Raw genomic sequence first — 17,069 nt, forward strand, 5'->3', positions numbered from 1 at the left:
TCAGGCTCCTGAATCCAATCCGTTGATTACTGCTACCAGCTCATCCACGTCCGTCACCACGCGCCAGCCCTCGGCCTCCAGCTGAGGCCTGATGGCCATCTGCTCCTCGTCGCCTGGCAGCAGGAAGGCCAGCCGGTGCGCTTCGAAGATAAGTTCCGCCTGACCGATGATCTCCTCATCGGCATTCACCACGTCATCACCCACCAGGGGGGGCTCCGGCCAGCTGACCTCAAGCGCCCGCAGGGCCTCGGCAAGCTCGCCGTCGAGCAGCGCATACCACGTCGGCTCTGTCGCCTGTTGCGTCGGCCCCGCTGACGCACTGCGCTTCTCGGGCCAAAGCAGGCCGGCGGCTATCCCGCTGTTTCTTGAGTCGGGGGTCCAGGCGTACATCAGTGGCAGAAACTGCAGGAAGTTGATGGTCCCCCAGAAGCGCTGCCACTGGTAGCGGGCCGCCTCTTCGCTGCCCTGGCGCAGCTCGTAGCAGATCGAGACCATGGCGGCGTCGAGGTCGAAGGTCTTGAGCAGCCCCGGGGCCGCCAGCAGCCGCAGGATGATGCCCGCCGCACCCTGATCATCGTTCAGCGCCACAGCGCCGGCCAACGCCACCGGTTCCGGTGTGCGATCGGTAAAGGCCGCAGGCAGGCCGTGCAGCGCATCGACCCCCTGCTGTTTCACCGCGGGGTCGGCCATTGAGCCGGCGGGCAGGCACTGCAGCACGAACAGCAGCGCGTGCTTCTCGAGCTCATCGGGCTGCTGCCGGGTCAGGAAGGACGCCAGCAGCTCGAAGGGGGTCTTGCTGTGGTGCAGCACCGGATTGGCCACCCCGGCGAGCTTAGCCAGGCCGGCAATAGCCGCGTGGTTCTGCTCCGGCGAGGTCATGCCTGCCGGCAACGGCACGTCCATCGCCTTGTCGCCCATCACCTTGTTGACGTCATACCAGTTCAGGCTCCATACCACGAAACCGGCGTGCATCAGCGCCTGACGCTTGAGCAGGTCGTCGCTGGCCTTCTCCGCATGGAACTTGTAGCCGTCCAGAAATACGGCCACGGGCGCCAGACCATGGCGCACTGGCCACAGCACGAAATCCGGGCGACTGGCGAACTGCACGCCCTGGGCCATCCCCAGATCCGCCTGGGGCTCCATCTCGTAGGCCAGCTCGCCGATCGTCAGCCGATAGCCGTGCTTGCCACGAATCACATCCTGGGAGACCCGCACCTTCTGTTTACCCACGCACTCGTGACCGGAGAAGCGGGCCAGCGCTTCCGGGAAGCGGGCCTCCAGCTCGCTATCGATCCAGGGATTGCCGCCGAGCGCACTCAGCCCCTGATCGTCCTGCACCCACTCATGCTCGCCCTCGACCACGTCCTTGAGCATCTCCAGCGCCAGCGACTTGCTGGTGCTCTCCATGCCGTAGGCGTTGCGATACTCCAGCAGGCAGCGGTAGCAGCCATCCATGGTGTGGTCATAGCAGTCGCAGGCCTGCATCACCTCATAGGCCTGGCGGAACACCTCCTGCATGTTCTCTGCGCGGCTGAGCAGCTCATGCAGGTAGCCAGTGCCGCCGGGCACCGAATCGTAGAGCACGATGAAGTGGCGTCGCTCGTCGGTCTCTCCGATCGGCTCGCTCTGATAGGCCACCCGCAGGTGGTCTACCTTGCCGCCGAAACGGCGCTTCAGGCCAAGCTGCAGCGCCGCCACAAAGGAGTTCACCTGCTCCTCGGTGCCGCCGCTGGAAAGCCGGGGCAGCAGGATGCGCAGCGCCTCCGAGGCAAACTGGCGGTAGAGATAGAGGCAGTTCTCGATGCCGCTGTCCTGATGTAAATCGCCCTGCTTGCCACTGGCAAGCGTCTTCGGCCCGCGGGAATAACTGCACGACTTCAGGTGTGCTGGCTCTTCCTTGCCGGCAGCCGCCGCACGGGACTGCACCGAGCCGCACTCGCGGCAGATCGGGAAGCCGGCCCGCTGGATATGCTCACCAGCCACATCGAAGAACATCTCGTCGCCTTCCCGGCGTCCGAAGTTCACCTCAAGGAAACGGGCGCTGCGGATGAACTCGAACCCGAACGGTCGCTCCTTGTCGTCCAGTACCCAGGTGATGGAGATATCGGCGGGATTGAAGTCGATCAACATCTGCTTGTTGAAGAACACCGGCTCGCGGTCATCGGAGCGGTCGTCCAACTGGGCATCCCTGGCGTTGGTAAACGCATACACCTGGGTCATCTTCAACATGCTGGTGCGGGCGCTCTCATCGCCCCATCGATTGGTATGACAGCGCGGGCACGTCTTGTCGCTGAAACCTGCCTTGGGGTCATCGGCCGGCGCCGAATAGTGGCAGCGCGGACAGAAGCGCCACGGCTGAATATTGCGTCCCTTGGCCGTCTCTACCCGGGAGACCTTCACCTTGCGGTTGCCGGCATAGAAGACCGCCTCCGGCGCGAGCTCTGTGAGCGCCGCCTGAGCCGGCCGCTGGTATTCGTACTCTCGCTTGACGAACTCTCGCTCGGCACCATCGCCACCGGCACCCTTCTCTGAGCGAAAGATCACTGAACGCAGGGTCGCGCCCTCCTCCGGAAAGGCGTAGTTGGGCAATAGCCCCTCGTCGGTAAAGAAGTTCAGAGTTTCGCGCTTGTTCAACCGAATGCGCAGGCTGCGGTAGCCGGCCACTTCCCGCTCGAGCTCGACGAGCTCCGCCTGGGTGTATTCATCCTGAGGCCGCTTGCGCATCTTCTCCAGCTGCCTGTCCAGCTCCTTGACGGTGGCGGCCATCCGCTGGCGCTCATCCGCCACCAGTTTCAGCCGCCCCAGCAAATAGAGCTGCAGATGATCGTCCTGATGCTGTGGCCCGCCAAACAGATATTGGCGTAGCAGCTCCAGGTCCTCGCCACGGAGCTCGGTCGCCACATGGTTGGCGAAGCCATCCCAGATCTCCTGCATGCCATGCTTCAGGAAATTCAACAGCGTGTAGGGGAACCGATCCTCCTGGGTCTTCTCCACCGCATCCAGCACCGGCTGCATGGCCTGGGGAATCTGGTTATCGCCCCGGGCCTTGCGGGTCCAGCAGTCCATGGCATAGGCCAGCAGCTGCCGGCGAAGCACATGGCGAGCTTTCAAGAACACCGCCGGCGGCTCCACCGGGGTATCCAGCATACGGCTGGGATCCGCATAGAACACCAGGTCATGGGGCCGGCCGTTGGCCACCGTCAGCACAAAGGAGTTGCCATCCCTACGGCCGCCTCGCCCGACCCGTTGCAGATAGTTGGCCTGGGCCGGCGGAACCGAACACAGCAGCACACTGGAGAGATCCCCAATATCGATACCCATCTCGAGGGTCGGCGTGGCGGAGAGCAGGTTATATTCCCAGGGCTTTTCGCCCTTGATGAAGCTGTTTTCTACCCGGATGCGCTCGCTGGCGGCCAGTAAGCCGGTGTGTTCGTGGGCAATCACCCGATGAATCTCACCGTGGCGGTAAAGGTTGCCATAGAGCGAATCTCGCACCGGCACCACGTTTTCATACACCAGCTCAGGGCGCGCCGCGCTGATCAGCGGGAGCCCCAGCCAAGCTTCGGCGTGGGCGGCTGGCACATGCATGGGTCGATAGCCCTGGCACTCCACCGCCTCCACCACCGTGGTAATCGTCAGGCTTTCCGGGGTGAGCGACCAGAGCCTGACCCCGCGCTCGTTCACCTCCTCGCGCAGCAGGCCGTAGTCACAGAGGGCCGACAATGCCGCCATCAGCACCTGCTCGAGCTGCTTGCGATCGATCAGCGCATCAGGGTTCAGGCAGGCTAGCCAGCGCTCATACCATGATTGTGCGGCACTGGCATGGCTCAGTGGCTCATAGCCCTCCCCCTTGGCCGACGCGGGAAACTTCGGACGCGGCGAGGCGGGCCCGATGGGCGGCGCATAGTTGAGGAAAGTGAGCAGGTAGGTTTTTCCGAACTTCTGGCGGTAGGCGCCAAGATCATCCAGCCCAAACGCCCCGAGGCCGACCAGATGTTGCATCAACCCGAGCATGAGGCCATTGGCCGGTTCGGCATCAATGCGATAGCCCAGGGTGTTATCTACCGTCTTGGCCCAGGCGTTGGCCGCCTGATTGGCCCGCTCCAGGGGCCACCCCACGGCCGCGATACCAAGCCGGTTCAGTGAACGCCCCACCTGGGATCGCCAGCCGAGATCCTCCAGGGCCTGCCACAGCATCCGCTCGCGAATCAGCTTGAGCAGTGGCGCCGGCTCTGCGACCTCGCCGGACTGCTCGAAGAATTCAAAGTCGGCTCGGTAGCGCTTGTCCGGGGGCATGAACTCGCGCAGGTATTGCGGCAGTGTCAGGCGCCCCTGATGGCCTTTCCCTTGCTGCCCACTACCCTGACTCGCCTGATCATTCAGCCACCAGGCCTCGAAGCGCGCAGGCAGCTCGAGCAGGGGCAGCGGCTCCGTGCTGCTCTCCAACAGCTGCGTCAGCGCCATGCGCACATTGTTTTGCCAGGTGCGTGCGGCGAAGAAACCCGCACGGTGGGTGGCATCCTGAACGGAATCGCTGAAGGTGAGCAGCTTGCGGTCGTCGTTATCGCGGCTGCTGAACAGCTGGTGAATAGCCACCGCGCTGAGGCTGGCCGCCCGGGCACCGAACACCACCAGGGCGGAGCGGGCCGAACACCAGGGACAGTCGTGCTCGTGAATCACCTTGTTGACGCTGCCCCGCTTCACCTCCTTGAGCTGATGGGGCTTGCTGACCCGTACCAGCGCATCAGCGCCGGCCTGACAGCCCTTGCACTCCGCACCGCTCTCTACCCCGGCGGTGGTGCCGCACTCGCGACACACCCGGAAGTGCTCCAGCCGCATGCCTGCCGGTGACTGCGCTTCCCCCCGCTGCCAGGGCAGCAGCAGCGTCGTTTCCTGCTGGTGGCCGAAGAAAGCCGAATAGATGGACTGAAGCTCGGTCTCCACCACCTGATCGGTGGGATGACTCATCTCCATGCGCGTTAGCCAGGCCGTGCCGTGACACTCCCGACACTGCACCAGCGGCAAGCGCACCAGGCGCTGATCCCTGGGCGGCTGGTCATCACCAAACGACAGCAGCGGCGGCGGGCGGCTGGTCGAGCCATCCTCTACCAGCGCCTCCGTGGGGTCCACCAGTGGACCAGGCTCGCGCAGGCTGCCCACGATGCGGCGCAGTTCCCGAGACCACAGCTGCAGGCGCAGCTGAACGAAGGGCCTTCCCACCGTATCCCGCGCGTGGGCCATCAGCGAGAGCAGCGCGATCAGCGCGAGCTCGGGCTGACGCTGCAAGCGAGAGGGAATCTGGGCGGCCAGACGCTCGGCCAGATCGCGGAAAGTCGGGGTTCCCGGGCTCAGCTTGAGCTGGCGCAACAGGTTGGCCAGCTGCCCGTGCTGCTTCAGTTCCCGGCCCAGGGCGGTGCGGCCGGAGTCCGTCATCAGGTCGTCACCCGGCGGCTTGCTGAAGTAAAGCTCATAGGCCTTGTGCAGATAGGCCGAGAGGCCATGGCGCAACGCGACCCTGAGGTCTTCTGGCCCGACCTCGGGGTTGGGCGAGAGGAAGGCGATGTTGTCGAGAAACTCGGAATCGGTCTGACGCTGTTCGCTGATTACCGAATCACGCCGGAAGGGGCTAGAGAAGATATCGCCGGCGTAGTGCAGCAGCCCACTGATGCTCTCTTCTCCCCCGAGGGTCGCGGAGGTACCTACACAGATCAGCTGATCCGGCGTCATATCGAAACGCGCGCGCAGGCGGCGAATCAGCAGAGACAGATCGGTGCCCTGGGCGCCATCGAAGGTGTGCAGCTCATCGACCACCAGATAGCGCAGGGTCTGCGGCCCGTTATGGGCCCACAGCGACTGATCCTTGGGGCGCATCAGCAGGTAGTCGAGCATCTTGTAGTTGGTAAGCAGCACATCCGGCGGGCTCTCCCGCAGCACCGCCTTGTCGGTAATCACCTGCCCCGGCCCCATGGTCTGGCTGCCACCGGTATCGCCGCCCACAAACAGCCCCACCCTGAGGCCCTTGAGCGCCGGCTGGCTGTGAATGATCTCGGCGAAACGCTTAGCCTGGTCCGTGGCCAGGGCATTCATGGGGTAGATCACGATCGCCTTGATACCCGGGCCGCTCTCTCGCTGGCAGTGGTCCAGCACCGGATAGAGGAAACATTCCGTCTTGCCCGAACCGGTACCGGTGGACACCAGGGTGTTGGCCGCCACCCCGCTGGAAATCAGCCGCCGCCACGCCTGCTCCTGATGGGCAAAAGGCGGAAATTCCGTCTCGAACCCTGAGAAAAATCCCAAGCCGGTGGTACCCGTCAGAAACGGTAGGCCAACGGAGACATAAGGCCCCTTGAGGAACGCCTCGCCCTCCTGCTGCTCCTCCACCAGGCGGCGGAACTCACCCTTGAATGGCGCGGTTTCGGTTTCATAGCCGGTGACGATGAATTCGCGTAGCGCCGCGGAGACTTCGCTGGCTAGCAGGCCGGGGATCATAGCGGTCCTTGTTGAAATCGGTTTCGAAGGATCAAACGCGGCGAATGGGGCCGGGGTACTGGGCCACCCACTCATCAGACGTCAGTAGCAAAAGCCCCTCAGCCTCTGCCTGGGCGACCAGAATCCTGTCGAAGGGGTCTTTATGAATAGGTGGCAGGTGCGCTATCCCCAGGGTGTGCTGGGCGCTAATGCTCAGCTCGCTGTAACCGTTATCGACCAGGCCGCGCCTCAGCAGGTGGGGATCGACATGGAAGTCTGGCCGCTGCAGGCTGTTCTTGATCACCACCTCCCAGAGGCTGGCAGCGCTGAAATAGAGACGGTTATCGTCATCGGTGATCAACGCCACCGCTTCGGCCGAGAGCTTCTCGGGCTCAGCGGCCGCCCATAGCAGCAGGTGGGTATCCAGCAGCAGGTTCACCTCAAGCTCCGAACATGCTGGCAATTTCGTGCTCGGCCATGCGGTCGAAATCATCCGGCACCCTGAACTGCCCGGCCAGGAACCCCAGGCGCTTCTGATGGCCAGGCTCCGGGCTATCGATGGGAGTGACACGCACCATCGGTTTGCCCGCCTTGGCGATGATGAAGCCTTCACCCTGCTGGGCGCGGGCGATCAGCTGCGAGAGCCGCGTCTTGGCTTCATGGATATTGACGGATTTCACGGCGCACCTTTTATCTAGTTTAACCAACTTAGCTTAGTCAAGATACAAACTAGCCACCAGCCGCTTTTGGGAAGGCCTTACCTCCAGCTGATAGGCGCCGGAACTCGCTCTTGAACGAAGCCAATTCAGCTGCATAGCCGTGACGATGAATTCCCGCAGCGCCGCGGCGACTTTGATGGCTAGCAGGCTGAAGATAATGCCTCCTCATTGAACAATTCTACCCGAGTAGACAGACTATCGGCTTCCTGTGCCTTATTGAGTACTACCATAGACGATGACATAAGCCACTCCCCAAAGTCGATAGACTCATTTATGATAATGGGTCAGGAATAAATTATAGAAAGCACCGACCTTGCCCGGCTCATGGCGACATATGCTTGAGCTTTCGAACCTAAATTATTTATTTCCTGCGGCATTCCAACCAAAATAACTGCTTCATTCTCAAGACCTTTAAAACTATCAATTTTCGACAAGCTGACTCCTTGAGGCGGAAAGGACTGCATGGAAAATTCATCCAGCAGCACTAACTTATTTCTAAGTCTATCGGGCAGCTGCTCAAGAAACGCTTTCTCATCCACCCCATATAAGAGAACTGTCACGTCACTTTCCGGCAACCCACCCTCCTGCACAATCCGATGGATTTCACTCGACAACTTAGCCGCCAAATCTTCGCAATCAGTTGTTTTAAGCTCTACCACCTCCGGCCCCACGCCTGCACCAAATACGCCTGCATCAGCACCTGTAACAGTCTTAACCTTGTCCAGTATTATTTTAGTATTCCTACAGTTCCTCTTCAAAGGGACCCGGAAAGAATTAAGAGAATTGAGGTACTCGACAGCCTCTGGCTCAACTTTTCCAAATAATCCAGACTGGTTATTAACATCGTGAAAGAAACACCACTTACCCTCCTCAAGTCCACCATTAAGAAAAGCATCAAGGTCTGACAGAAGACCCATAGAAAGCAAATCCTGACCCTCATCAATAATCAAGGCATCAAACTTATCCAAACCCGCTCGCCGTGCAGCATTTTTCAAACCTAACACAGTACACACTGTCAGTCCCGGTATTAAAAACTTGTTCTTTAGAAAACTCATAAGCCAGGGAGAGCTGCAAACTAAAGCAATCTGTGATTCATCTGCTGTCCACCGTCTGGCAACCTCAACTGCCAAAAGGGTCTTTCCGGTTCCAGCACCACCACTACAAATAATTCTTGTATTCAATTCGATTGAATCCACAAAGGCCATTTGTGACTCTGTAAGTCGTTTTATCTCACTATAAGCCTCTTCTGTACGACTATGTAATGGGACAACGGCTTCAAACTCAGGCCGCAGAAATTGAGCTAGTTGATTTACTGTTTCCGTAGACGCATGTCTTTCTTTAGAATCCTTAGCTCGCCAATACCGAAAAAGTCTTTTTAACCACCGCTCCAAATCTTTGTGGGCACCGTCATCACAAACCATCTGTGGGTCCCACTCTACACCCGGCGCCGCCAGACGACAGTCTGGAAAAACAACCCCATAACCAATACTAAAACTTTCTGTCACTACATGCGGGAGTTTTTCTCTTAACTTACTTACTAAGCCATGCAAGGCTGACTCAGCTTGTTTAAATGGCCCTTCATATGACATATTCACATCGTTATTCTTGTTGGTATATTGCCACACGCCTCCAGAACAGGAAACCCGTCCACCTTTCACCTCAAGAACATAAATACCCAACGGGCCTACAATCAGGAAATCAATTTCTCCAAACCTTTTCTTCACGTGTCGCGTAAGATTAAGTGAATGATAGGCAATAAATTCACTGTTATGTGGACCGCCGAAAATTCGGCGAAGAACATCAAACACTCTCTTCTCAGCAGTGCTTTCTGTCTTATGCGGAGATGCCGGAATCATTCTCATTGTTTAAGTCCTCAGCATCTTTCTTGCTTCATTCTCGACCCGGGAAGGGATGTCAGTTTCACTACGGAGAAAAGCCATAAATTTCTCTTGATCTACCTCTGCTTGGACCGCCTTAACATCTCCATCCAGTATCAAGCTCGCTCCAGAACCATCAATTAGCATCTTGTACTCTCCCTTACCCAGCTTGATTCGCGTATTTATACAATCCCACTTGCAAGCTCGAGCGACATAAAGCGCCACATTATTTGATTTTTTATTTGATGGTGTTTCACTAAAGTGTTCACGCAGCGACCTCGGACGGTCAGGTAAAGAACCAAACTTAAGGCTTGAGCCTGACAAGCTATGTGATAAAAACGCCATGTAGTCAGGAACAATCAGATGAAGGTCATTACTCTCTCGTAATTTAGTAGGCATCCGCATCCACCCTTCGGTGATACCAAACAGAATTGCCGCCCCACAGAATTCATAGCCATTGATATTAGCATTACTAATTTCCAAGAGATCAAGCGAACTGTCATTCATGAAGAAAATAATCAGTGATCTAGGAAGTGGTTTCTGGTGCACTTTCAGTAGCTCATCGAGGGTTTTTTCAGGAAACTGAACAATGCACCTAAGGTCACCCATCAAACGCTCACCAGCTTGTTTAGCTTTGCCTTCCAAGCCAGCATTCGAAGTTTCAAGAACACCCATTATAATATCTTTAGGTGAGCTATTTCCCGAGACTTCACGCCAGCGAACAAGAGACTCGGAAATATTTCTAAACAAGGCGCCTGAGGCTCCATGCTGCTCAACTGCCATATCTGGTGAATAAAACATGGCATGTGAGCTTAATAACATTGGAAAAGAATGTGTAATTTCATCATCAGGAGTGCCATGAAAAAATGCCCCTGCCAACTGCATGGCTACATCATCTCGGTTAGAAAGACAGCTTAAAAGAGTGACTACACCACCAAAAGCGTCTGGCAGAGTCAGTTCAACATGCCGCTCCTCGGCCCCATTTATCGGCGGGGGCCACGAATCGAGCTTGGTTTTCTTGAAAGGAGTTACCGCTGTCTTTGTCTTAAAGTCTTCCAACGGCACATTAGAAAAATTCTGTGCGTCTTTATCGCAAAATTCTTTATCTACCTTCGACGAGAAGACAACCTCTGAAATCATTGAAATAGGCAATGGAGCAGGAACAAGAATCAAGTCTTCACTTCCATACACCTCGTCCGGAAATTGCGCATCTTCCCAACAGCCTGATCGTAAAACCTTAACTCCTCCCGACACCCTGGAAAGATCCAACTCTGCATAACAAGGACGCAGGAAGTTCTGTTCGGAAACAGACTCAACAATCGCCGACTTCCAAAGGGCTTCAGGAAACAAAGGAACCCACCCAGGCAGCAAAGACAAAGTATCTTGGTAATATTTTTTTCCGAACCCGTTTGGCGGCATGATCATGCCCGCAGAAAGCATGAACATCAAATTTTGATGATTTGTGACTAACCGCCATTTTATTTCATGACCTCTGCCAGACTTGACAAAATCCACATCGCTCTCAAACATATCTTCGCCTGCCATTACTTAATCTCCAGCACTGGGGGATCGTCTTTAGGAATGATCGCATCAACAGGCTTCTCGTCACCCTTCTTCCTAAGAAGAATCACATGCTCAGTCGCTCTTGCAATCATGACATAAAAAAGTTTTTTTATACGTTCAAGACTCTGCGCATCGCATGTGAACTGATCGATATCAGATAAAAACACGATATCAAATTCTAAACCTTTGCAGGCCTGGGAATTGATCACCATAATTCCCCCGTCATCAAAAGGCATTTCGTGTTTATCACCATACTTAAAAGTCATAATCATTGTTTGGCGATACCCACAAGCACTTTTTTTTGTGACCAGAGAACCATAATACTTTTCCCTTACACTGTTACTAGGACACAATATCCCAATGAGTTTTCGTGGATTATTGATCGCCATCGTGAGAATACGATAAATAATATGCTCGAACTGATCGGGACTATAAGTGAAAAGAATCGGTTTCTTAACCTCATACGGCGGAGGGTCCGGAAGTTTAGGTGGCGGACTTGCTGGATCTCCAGTATAGAAGGCTCTTGCAAGTCTTGCTATTGCCAGATTATTTCGGTAATTCTCTGTCAGCTCAATGGTTTCATCAGCGTCAAGCCCAAGCACACTCTCTAAATCCTGACGACTACTGTTTTTTCCATCCGCTATTTGCTGATTCTGGTCAGCAACCACAAACAAATTCTCAAAACCAAGCTTTACCAAAGCCTCATAAAAACCCGGAGGCATGTCTTGGCCTTCGTCTATGATCAGAAATGGTCGCTCACCGTCTTCGTCATTTCCTTGGTACGAATCACATAGGTTTAAGATTTTTTCCCAGTCGAAAGTCTCTAGCCGAGAACCATTTTGAGGTGGTAGGCGTGGTAGACTATGGCACACATCACCAGTAAAAACGGAGATAAACCAACGTTGCCATTGCTGACTTCGAAGCTTGTTACCAAAGAGTTTTTTACTAGACTGCATAAGTAAATGATTAAAAACAAGAAATAGATAATCTAAGTCTTCGTCAGCCAAAGATTTCGCCCGCAATAGCGCCAAGACAGATTTTCCAGTCCCCGGCCCACCAATAATCAGGTGCTGACCCTCAAAGGGCAAGGCGCGAACACGCTCCTGCTCTTTGCTAAGGTCCTGTATTCCCGGAAGCTGAAACCTACGCTTTGCCATCTACGCACTCTCCAGCGAAATCAAGAATCGGTCTCAGGCCATTAGCCCGATCTCCGCGAATAAATATGCGATCCAACAGAACATTGGCATACGCGCAACAAGGTTCAGGGATTAATGCACACGCGTGACAAGCTGCTCTATTCAACAATCCTGGTCCCTGCCCTTGGTGTTCAGCACATACCGGATCTAGAGAACACCACTCAGCGTGGTCAAATACGCGGCTCAGAAGGTTCAACAATCGTTGCGGCTTAGCCTGCTCAGACAACCCACCAAGGGAACCAACAACATCGGGGACAGCCACATAGATCAGAATGCCCGCCATTGGCTGTTCCAGAATTGTGGAACAGTAAATTCTTTCCTTGAGAGATGCTGCTGGATAACCAGCCTGGCTCTCCAGCTCTTTGATAAGCATATGGGCAAGGGTGTGAAGCAATAAGAATCGGGGGGAAACATCCGCTTCCGATTCAAAGCTGAAGTCAGATCCCTTGTAGCGTCTTGCCACTTCCCTTGCGCGTGTTTGGAAGGATGTTTGCGACTCCCATTGGCGCAGAAATAATTCGTTAAGGGTAAAGAATAAGCCTTCCCCATACAACTCCAATGCTGGTAGCCAATCGGTTTTTCCCTCTATGTCCGGTGGCACCAACGCCCCGTCACGACTCAAGCGCTGGAACCCTTTCAAAACCATAATCTCTTTAAGCCGATCAATCGCAACGAGAAGATCAATCAGACCAACAATTTTCATTAACTTAGAATTCGAGTTCTGAGCCCTACCCATTTCTCGCCATTGATCAGTCATATGTCGTGGTACAAAGTCTTCGTCATCCAAAAGATCTGGAATAAAATCGGTTAATGCTTCATATTCACTTTCTAAAAGCAGACCATTTGTAATCTGTTGACCATACAATGGGTAACCCTTATCAATCTCAACCATCGCCGCCTCAATCTCATCCTGTGCGCATTGAAACTCACGAGATATTTGACGAAACTGCTGTCGTTTTTGAAGGTTAGTTTTAGCCTGCTGTATCTTTTTTAGTTTATCTGAGCTTGCATATAACCGGTCGACGACCGTACCTCTTCTTACCCTAGACTCAGGCGGAATAACCAAAGCATTCTGAGTCACGGCCAAGTGTAGCCTAGTATCGTTAAGCGACAAAATTTCGGCTGGTATCTCTGAATATTCTGGTCGGATTCTTAGCCATGGCTGGCGATTACCATCAAATAACAACCGATCCCGGGGATCAAAATTCCTGACGACATTGCATACGCTGCATTGTAGGTCCATTCGTCCATGGCCATTCTGCTTCAATTGCAGATACGGAACATCCCAGGTCCGCCCACAATTCTTCTGTTCGGGTGTCGAAGCGTTGCTATGTGTGATGGCATGCCATGGCACATCCGCAAGGTGTCCTTCTTCGTGAGCCATGACCCATGGCACCTGTTCCAGCCTACCTTTTGCACAAACGCGACAGGTAAACCGATAGTTGTCGTCACCACGCCAAGGTTTGTAGTGCAAGGCACCACAACGAGAATTTAAACAGCGCATCCAGGCAGGAAAAATGTCGGCCGGCACACAGTGCCCTTTAACTCCTTTTGACGTTTCAGAGGCAATAGGCGGCTCACGGAGATCTCGATCAATCTCCATCGCGGATTTAACCTGTTCTACGTAGGGAATAATCCGCCCTACAGTAGCTCCAGCGCGATCAGTCCATTCTCGAGTGTCCCTAACAACTAAGAGGTACTCAGGCCCACGAACTACAGCACCAACAGAGCAGTGACGTAAGAGGTGAGAAAGTCGGACAGGTATCAGGCGTTTATCGCTCATATTGCTTTTAGCAACCCCGTATCCTCGACATTGCGCATTGACTGTAGGGTGGGCCATACACCCCGGATCTTGTCATCGTGATTGAACAGCAACCTTTCGACAGATCGGTCGTCAGCGTGTGCCTGATAAGACAGCTGGCGTCGTTGTTGAGCGCAACTCTTTGCATGATTACTCCACTCACTGGCCAATGATCGGATATGCGCTCGGATCTCTTCTTTGCGTTCCGGGTCAGCCTGAATACAGCGCCTTGTATAAGCTTCAATTACCCGTGCGACTACGGTGTCATCCGGATCAAATTTTCCAGCAGCATCATTTGCTCTCAAAGGCTGAACCACGTGCCTCACTGCAATCACCAATCCGGCATGTAACGCGCGCATCCTGGCCTGATGTGTGAATGGTGTGATGCTGGTAGGCTCTACAAATCGATAGAATGATTCGTGGTAAGGTCTGAAATTCTCATAATGGGATAGGCTCCGCGCCTGATCACGGTAGTAGTTAGCAAAAACGATGCCTGGCACCTCACTACGGCCTACGCGACTGCTTGCTTGAATATACTCCGCCGTAGTCAGTGGCTGACCGTTGATCACCATCAGCGCAAGCCTGCCGACATCAAGCCCCACTGACACCATGTTAGTTGCCAAGACAACATCAATACATTCCAAATCGGTTCGCGGCCGCTCAAGCCGCGCAAAAGTTCGCGCATTTTCTTCAGCGCTGGAAACGCTCGTTAGCTGGACAACACAGGGTTGATCCCTGTTTAGTTCAGGTGCAGGCTCCCCACTTTCTTTCGCTTCCTGTTTCGATTCCTGTTTTAGCCGATCATACCACTCTCGAACACCCATATTGAAAGCATTATGGCTATTGCCAACACCCTTCAAACTTCCGTGGTAAATTACTTGACTCCACCATGCCTCCAATAGCCCTTCCTGCTCCTGAGCCCCCTCTGCAAATAGCTCTTCGGGGGCTACTAGTAGCCCCGCAGCTAATGGAGCCAGATTTTTATCTCGGCTTAGCATCGGCGCAAAATAACCAACATAAAGTCGGCCGGCCCTTATACTAATTGGCACCGTTTTCGAAAAAAATGAGTCATCACAATCAATTCCCTGCGGCGGAAACACCGAGACATCCTTTCCATAAAGCTTACGCACCTGATTTTCAGCCATACGAATAGTCGCTGTTGAAGCGATATACTTGGGATGGATACCCCGCTGTACTAGCACTGTCTCCAACCCAGCTTCGTAAACTCCAGCTACAGAACCCAAGGCGCCAGCGACGAGGTGCAACTCATCCTGGACCACCAATTCCGGTGGCCGATTACTACCAACACCAAAGAAACACCCTGCACGCTCGTCCCAGGCTAGGCGAGCAAACTTATCTATGGTCGCGATCAACAACGTCGGTGGTTCTTTGTACAAAGCCTCATCAACAACGTTACAGGGCAACACACCTTTACCCTCCGTACCGAATGCACAATTACTACTTGTGCAAACAAAGTGGAATTTTGTGCTCCCCACCTGATAATTCGTTGGCGCATGGAATTCATGCTCACACCACGGGCATCGATCAATAACAAGAGCTGAAACAGCCTTTTGACTTCCGTGAGCAGCAGACTCTACAAGTTCCTTGGCTTTATCAAAGGTATTAGGACTGCTCGCGGCCCCCACCCACAACCCAATACTGAAAGGTTCATTGCCGAGTTCGCCATTGCTGCTCCGGCGAATAAGCTCAAGAGCACAGACAATTCGAGAGGCACGCAAATACTGCTGAGTCGTAAGCAACCGCAAAGTATATCGCATGAATGATGTGGTTCCACCACCTGAATGGGGAAATTTGAAGCGACGCCAAAGCATAACGATGGCTATCAACCCCAGGTACGCTTCAGTTTTTCCACCACCTGTAGGAAACCAGATCAAATCAACCGTATCCCGAAAGTCGTCATCCTGATCAATGGAGGATTTCAAAGCAGTCAATATGAATGCCAGCTGAAACGGACGCCAGTTATATTCTCTGGCATCTGCACTCTGACCTTTATTCCGAGTGCTCTGCTGCATCTGATTTAACATCGCTTGATTGGCAAGTGCAAAGGCGCTCGCCACCTTTGCATCCCGTTCGATCAAAGAAATTCCATGTTCCATCCGCTCAAAAGCGATTTTCATACGCTCCACGATGCGCTCTCCGGCCTTACGTTCATCCGCCTGAAGGTTATTCAGATCTTCATCTTGGCCTTTGATCCAATTTTCATAACGCATCACAAACCGACGGAGTGAAGCACAAACCTCGCCACTATTATTTTCGCTCCCAGCCAAATAGGCAAGATTAAGCACTTCATCTCCGCCTGCAACATCCGCAGTTACCTGAGGCACTTCCACCACAGGCATGAATTCACTTCGAATCTCACGCACGCCTTTTTCATCTTCCCGCCATTCAACTGCACATCCATGACCTATTGCATAGATTGTTCGACTTTTATACTGCAGCTCCAACTCCTGCTCTTCAGCATCAAGCAGATTAAACTCTACTTTCGGGTAGCGCCCTACAGCCCCTGATTCAATAAAGCATGCCAGCTCAACTTCAAAAAGTGAGCGTTTTAGTTGCTCTACGGACCATTTCCTAAAATCAAGATCAGCAGCCATCTCTTGATTATTAAAAATCGAAACAGTAACAATCGTTCCCGAGCCATGCTGTCTTGCCTGCACATCCAAACCAGCCCTTTTAATCTCTTCTCCTTCATTTTGGTCTGGAAATACGAAATGCCGTCCCGGGCTATTTATTAGCAGGGCATGCTCATCACCACCTAGCACGGTTCGTTTATAACGCCCGCTAAACTGACCATTATCTTCTCTTATCTCACTGTAAATAGCCGCTGAAAAAATCACTTGAACTGACCAGCTATTGCCGTCCACATAGAATGAATATCCCACAGAAGAAGGCGGAATATAGCGTCGCCGTACTATACCTGAAGCTGTCTTATCAGAATCCATCTCTACAGCTCCGGTGTAGTCCTCTTCTGAAAAATCGTCATCTTCGCTAGCGGGGTCCAGACCTTCACCACTCTCAACTATCGGGTAAAGCACACCTACAGGATAGCGCCGCAGAGGAGATATACCCTGTAATTCTCCTGGCCTTGCAGGCCCTATCAGCTGCTTTTTCAGCCAGTTGATCAGGCGTTTTCGCTCTGCTGCGTAACTCATACTTCACCCCTTAATGTATGCAACAGAATTAACTCGTCTCTTTTATTTTTCTTCAACACCTGAGTCCAGCGCGGTGAACTGGGCGCCCAGTTCCTGCTCGACGTCGTACGCCGACGGCGCCGGCGGACGCTCGGGGCCTTCACGTCGGCGGCGACGCTCCTCATGGTGGGCAAGGCCGGTACCGGCCGGGATCAAACGACCCACCACCACGTTCTCTTTCAGACCGCGCAGGTAATCGCGCTTGCCGGTTACCGCTGCCTCGGTCAGTACCC

9 protein-coding genes are annotated in these 17,069 nt (G+C 54.0%); all 9 read right to left on the bottom strand.

Annotation, left to right across the window (positions count from 1 at the left end; genetic code table 11):
• Window positions 1–6,489 (bottom strand): DEAD/DEAH box helicase, encoded by a 6,489-nt coding sequence (locus tag ACFODV_RS15385; RefSeq protein ID WP_379761000.1) that lies wholly within the window; start codon window positions 6,487–6,489, stop codon window positions 1–3.
• Between the two features lie 31 nt (window positions 6,490–6,520).
• Window positions 6,521–6,907 (bottom strand): type II toxin-antitoxin system VapC family toxin, encoded by a 387-nt coding sequence (locus tag ACFODV_RS15390; RefSeq protein WP_379761002.1) that lies wholly within the window; start codon window positions 6,905–6,907, stop codon window positions 6,521–6,523.
• 1 nt (window position 6,908) lies between these two features.
• Complete coding sequence (locus tag ACFODV_RS15395; RefSeq protein ID WP_379761004.1) at window positions 6,909–7,148, bottom strand: type II toxin-antitoxin system Phd/YefM family antitoxin; 240 nt, start codon at window positions 7,146–7,148, stop codon at window positions 6,909–6,911.
• 323 nt (window positions 7,149–7,471) lie between these two features.
• Window positions 7,472–9,049 carry an NERD domain-containing protein gene (locus ACFODV_RS15400; RefSeq protein WP_379761006.1) on the bottom strand — a complete coding sequence of 526 codons (1,578 nt, stop codon included), beginning with the start codon at window positions 9,047–9,049 and terminating at the stop codon, window positions 7,472–7,474.
• A 3-nt stretch (window positions 9,050–9,052) separates the two neighbouring features.
• Window positions 9,053–10,609, bottom strand: a complete 1,557-nt coding sequence (locus ACFODV_RS15405) for a hypothetical protein (RefSeq protein WP_379761008.1) — start codon at window positions 10,607–10,609, stop codon at window positions 9,053–9,055.
• Complete coding sequence (locus tag ACFODV_RS15410; RefSeq protein ID WP_379761010.1) at window positions 10,609–11,784, bottom strand: ATP-binding domain-containing protein; 1,176 nt, start codon at window positions 11,782–11,784, stop codon at window positions 10,609–10,611. Before ACFODV_RS15410 ends, ACFODV_RS15405 begins: the two co-directional genes overlap by 1 nt.
• Window positions 11,771–13,663, bottom strand: a complete 1,893-nt coding sequence (gene drmB, locus ACFODV_RS15415) for a DrmB family protein (protein WP_379761012.1) — start codon at window positions 13,661–13,663, stop codon at window positions 11,771–11,773. The genes ACFODV_RS15410 and drmB overlap by 14 nt, the downstream gene beginning before the upstream one ends.
• Window positions 13,603–16,797 carry a helicase-related protein gene (locus ACFODV_RS15420; RefSeq protein WP_379761014.1) on the bottom strand — a complete coding sequence of 1,065 codons (3,195 nt, stop codon included), beginning with the start codon at window positions 16,795–16,797 and terminating at the stop codon, window positions 13,603–13,605. The genes drmB and ACFODV_RS15420 overlap by 61 nt, the downstream gene beginning before the upstream one ends.
• Window positions 16,798–16,839: 42 nt before the next feature.
• Window positions 16,840–17,069, bottom strand: a 230-nt coding sequence (locus tag ACFODV_RS15425) for a hypothetical protein (RefSeq protein ID WP_379761016.1), incomplete at its 5' end; no start/stop codon positions are given.

Origin of the sequence: Halomonas tibetensis (assembly GCF_042643535.1) — a bacterium.
GTDB classification, from domain to species: Bacteria; Pseudomonadota; Gammaproteobacteria; order Pseudomonadales; family Halomonadaceae; genus Halomonas; species Halomonas tibetensis.

Coding starts and splice junctions, on each gene's coding strand:
- drmB (WP_379761012.1), bottom strand. CDS start 13,663: ATGGCCCACCCTACAGTCAATGCGCAATGTCGAGGATACGGGGTTGCT.
- ACFODV_RS15420 (WP_379761014.1), bottom strand. CDS start 16,797: ATGAGTTACGCAGCAGAGCGAAAACGCCTGATCAACTGGCTGAAAAAG.
- ACFODV_RS15385 (WP_379761000.1), bottom strand. CDS start 6,489: ATGATCCCCGGCCTGCTAGCCAGCGAAGTCTCCGCGGCGCTACGCGAA.
- ACFODV_RS15400 (WP_379761006.1), bottom strand. CDS start 9,049: ATGAGAATGATTCCGGCATCTCCGCATAAGACAGAAAGCACTGCTGAG.
- ACFODV_RS15405 (WP_379761008.1), bottom strand. CDS start 10,609: ATGGCAGGCGAAGATATGTTTGAGAGCGATGTGGATTTTGTCAAGTCT.
- ACFODV_RS15410 (WP_379761010.1), bottom strand. CDS start 11,784: ATGGCAAAGCGTAGGTTTCAGCTTCCGGGAATACAGGACCTTAGCAAA.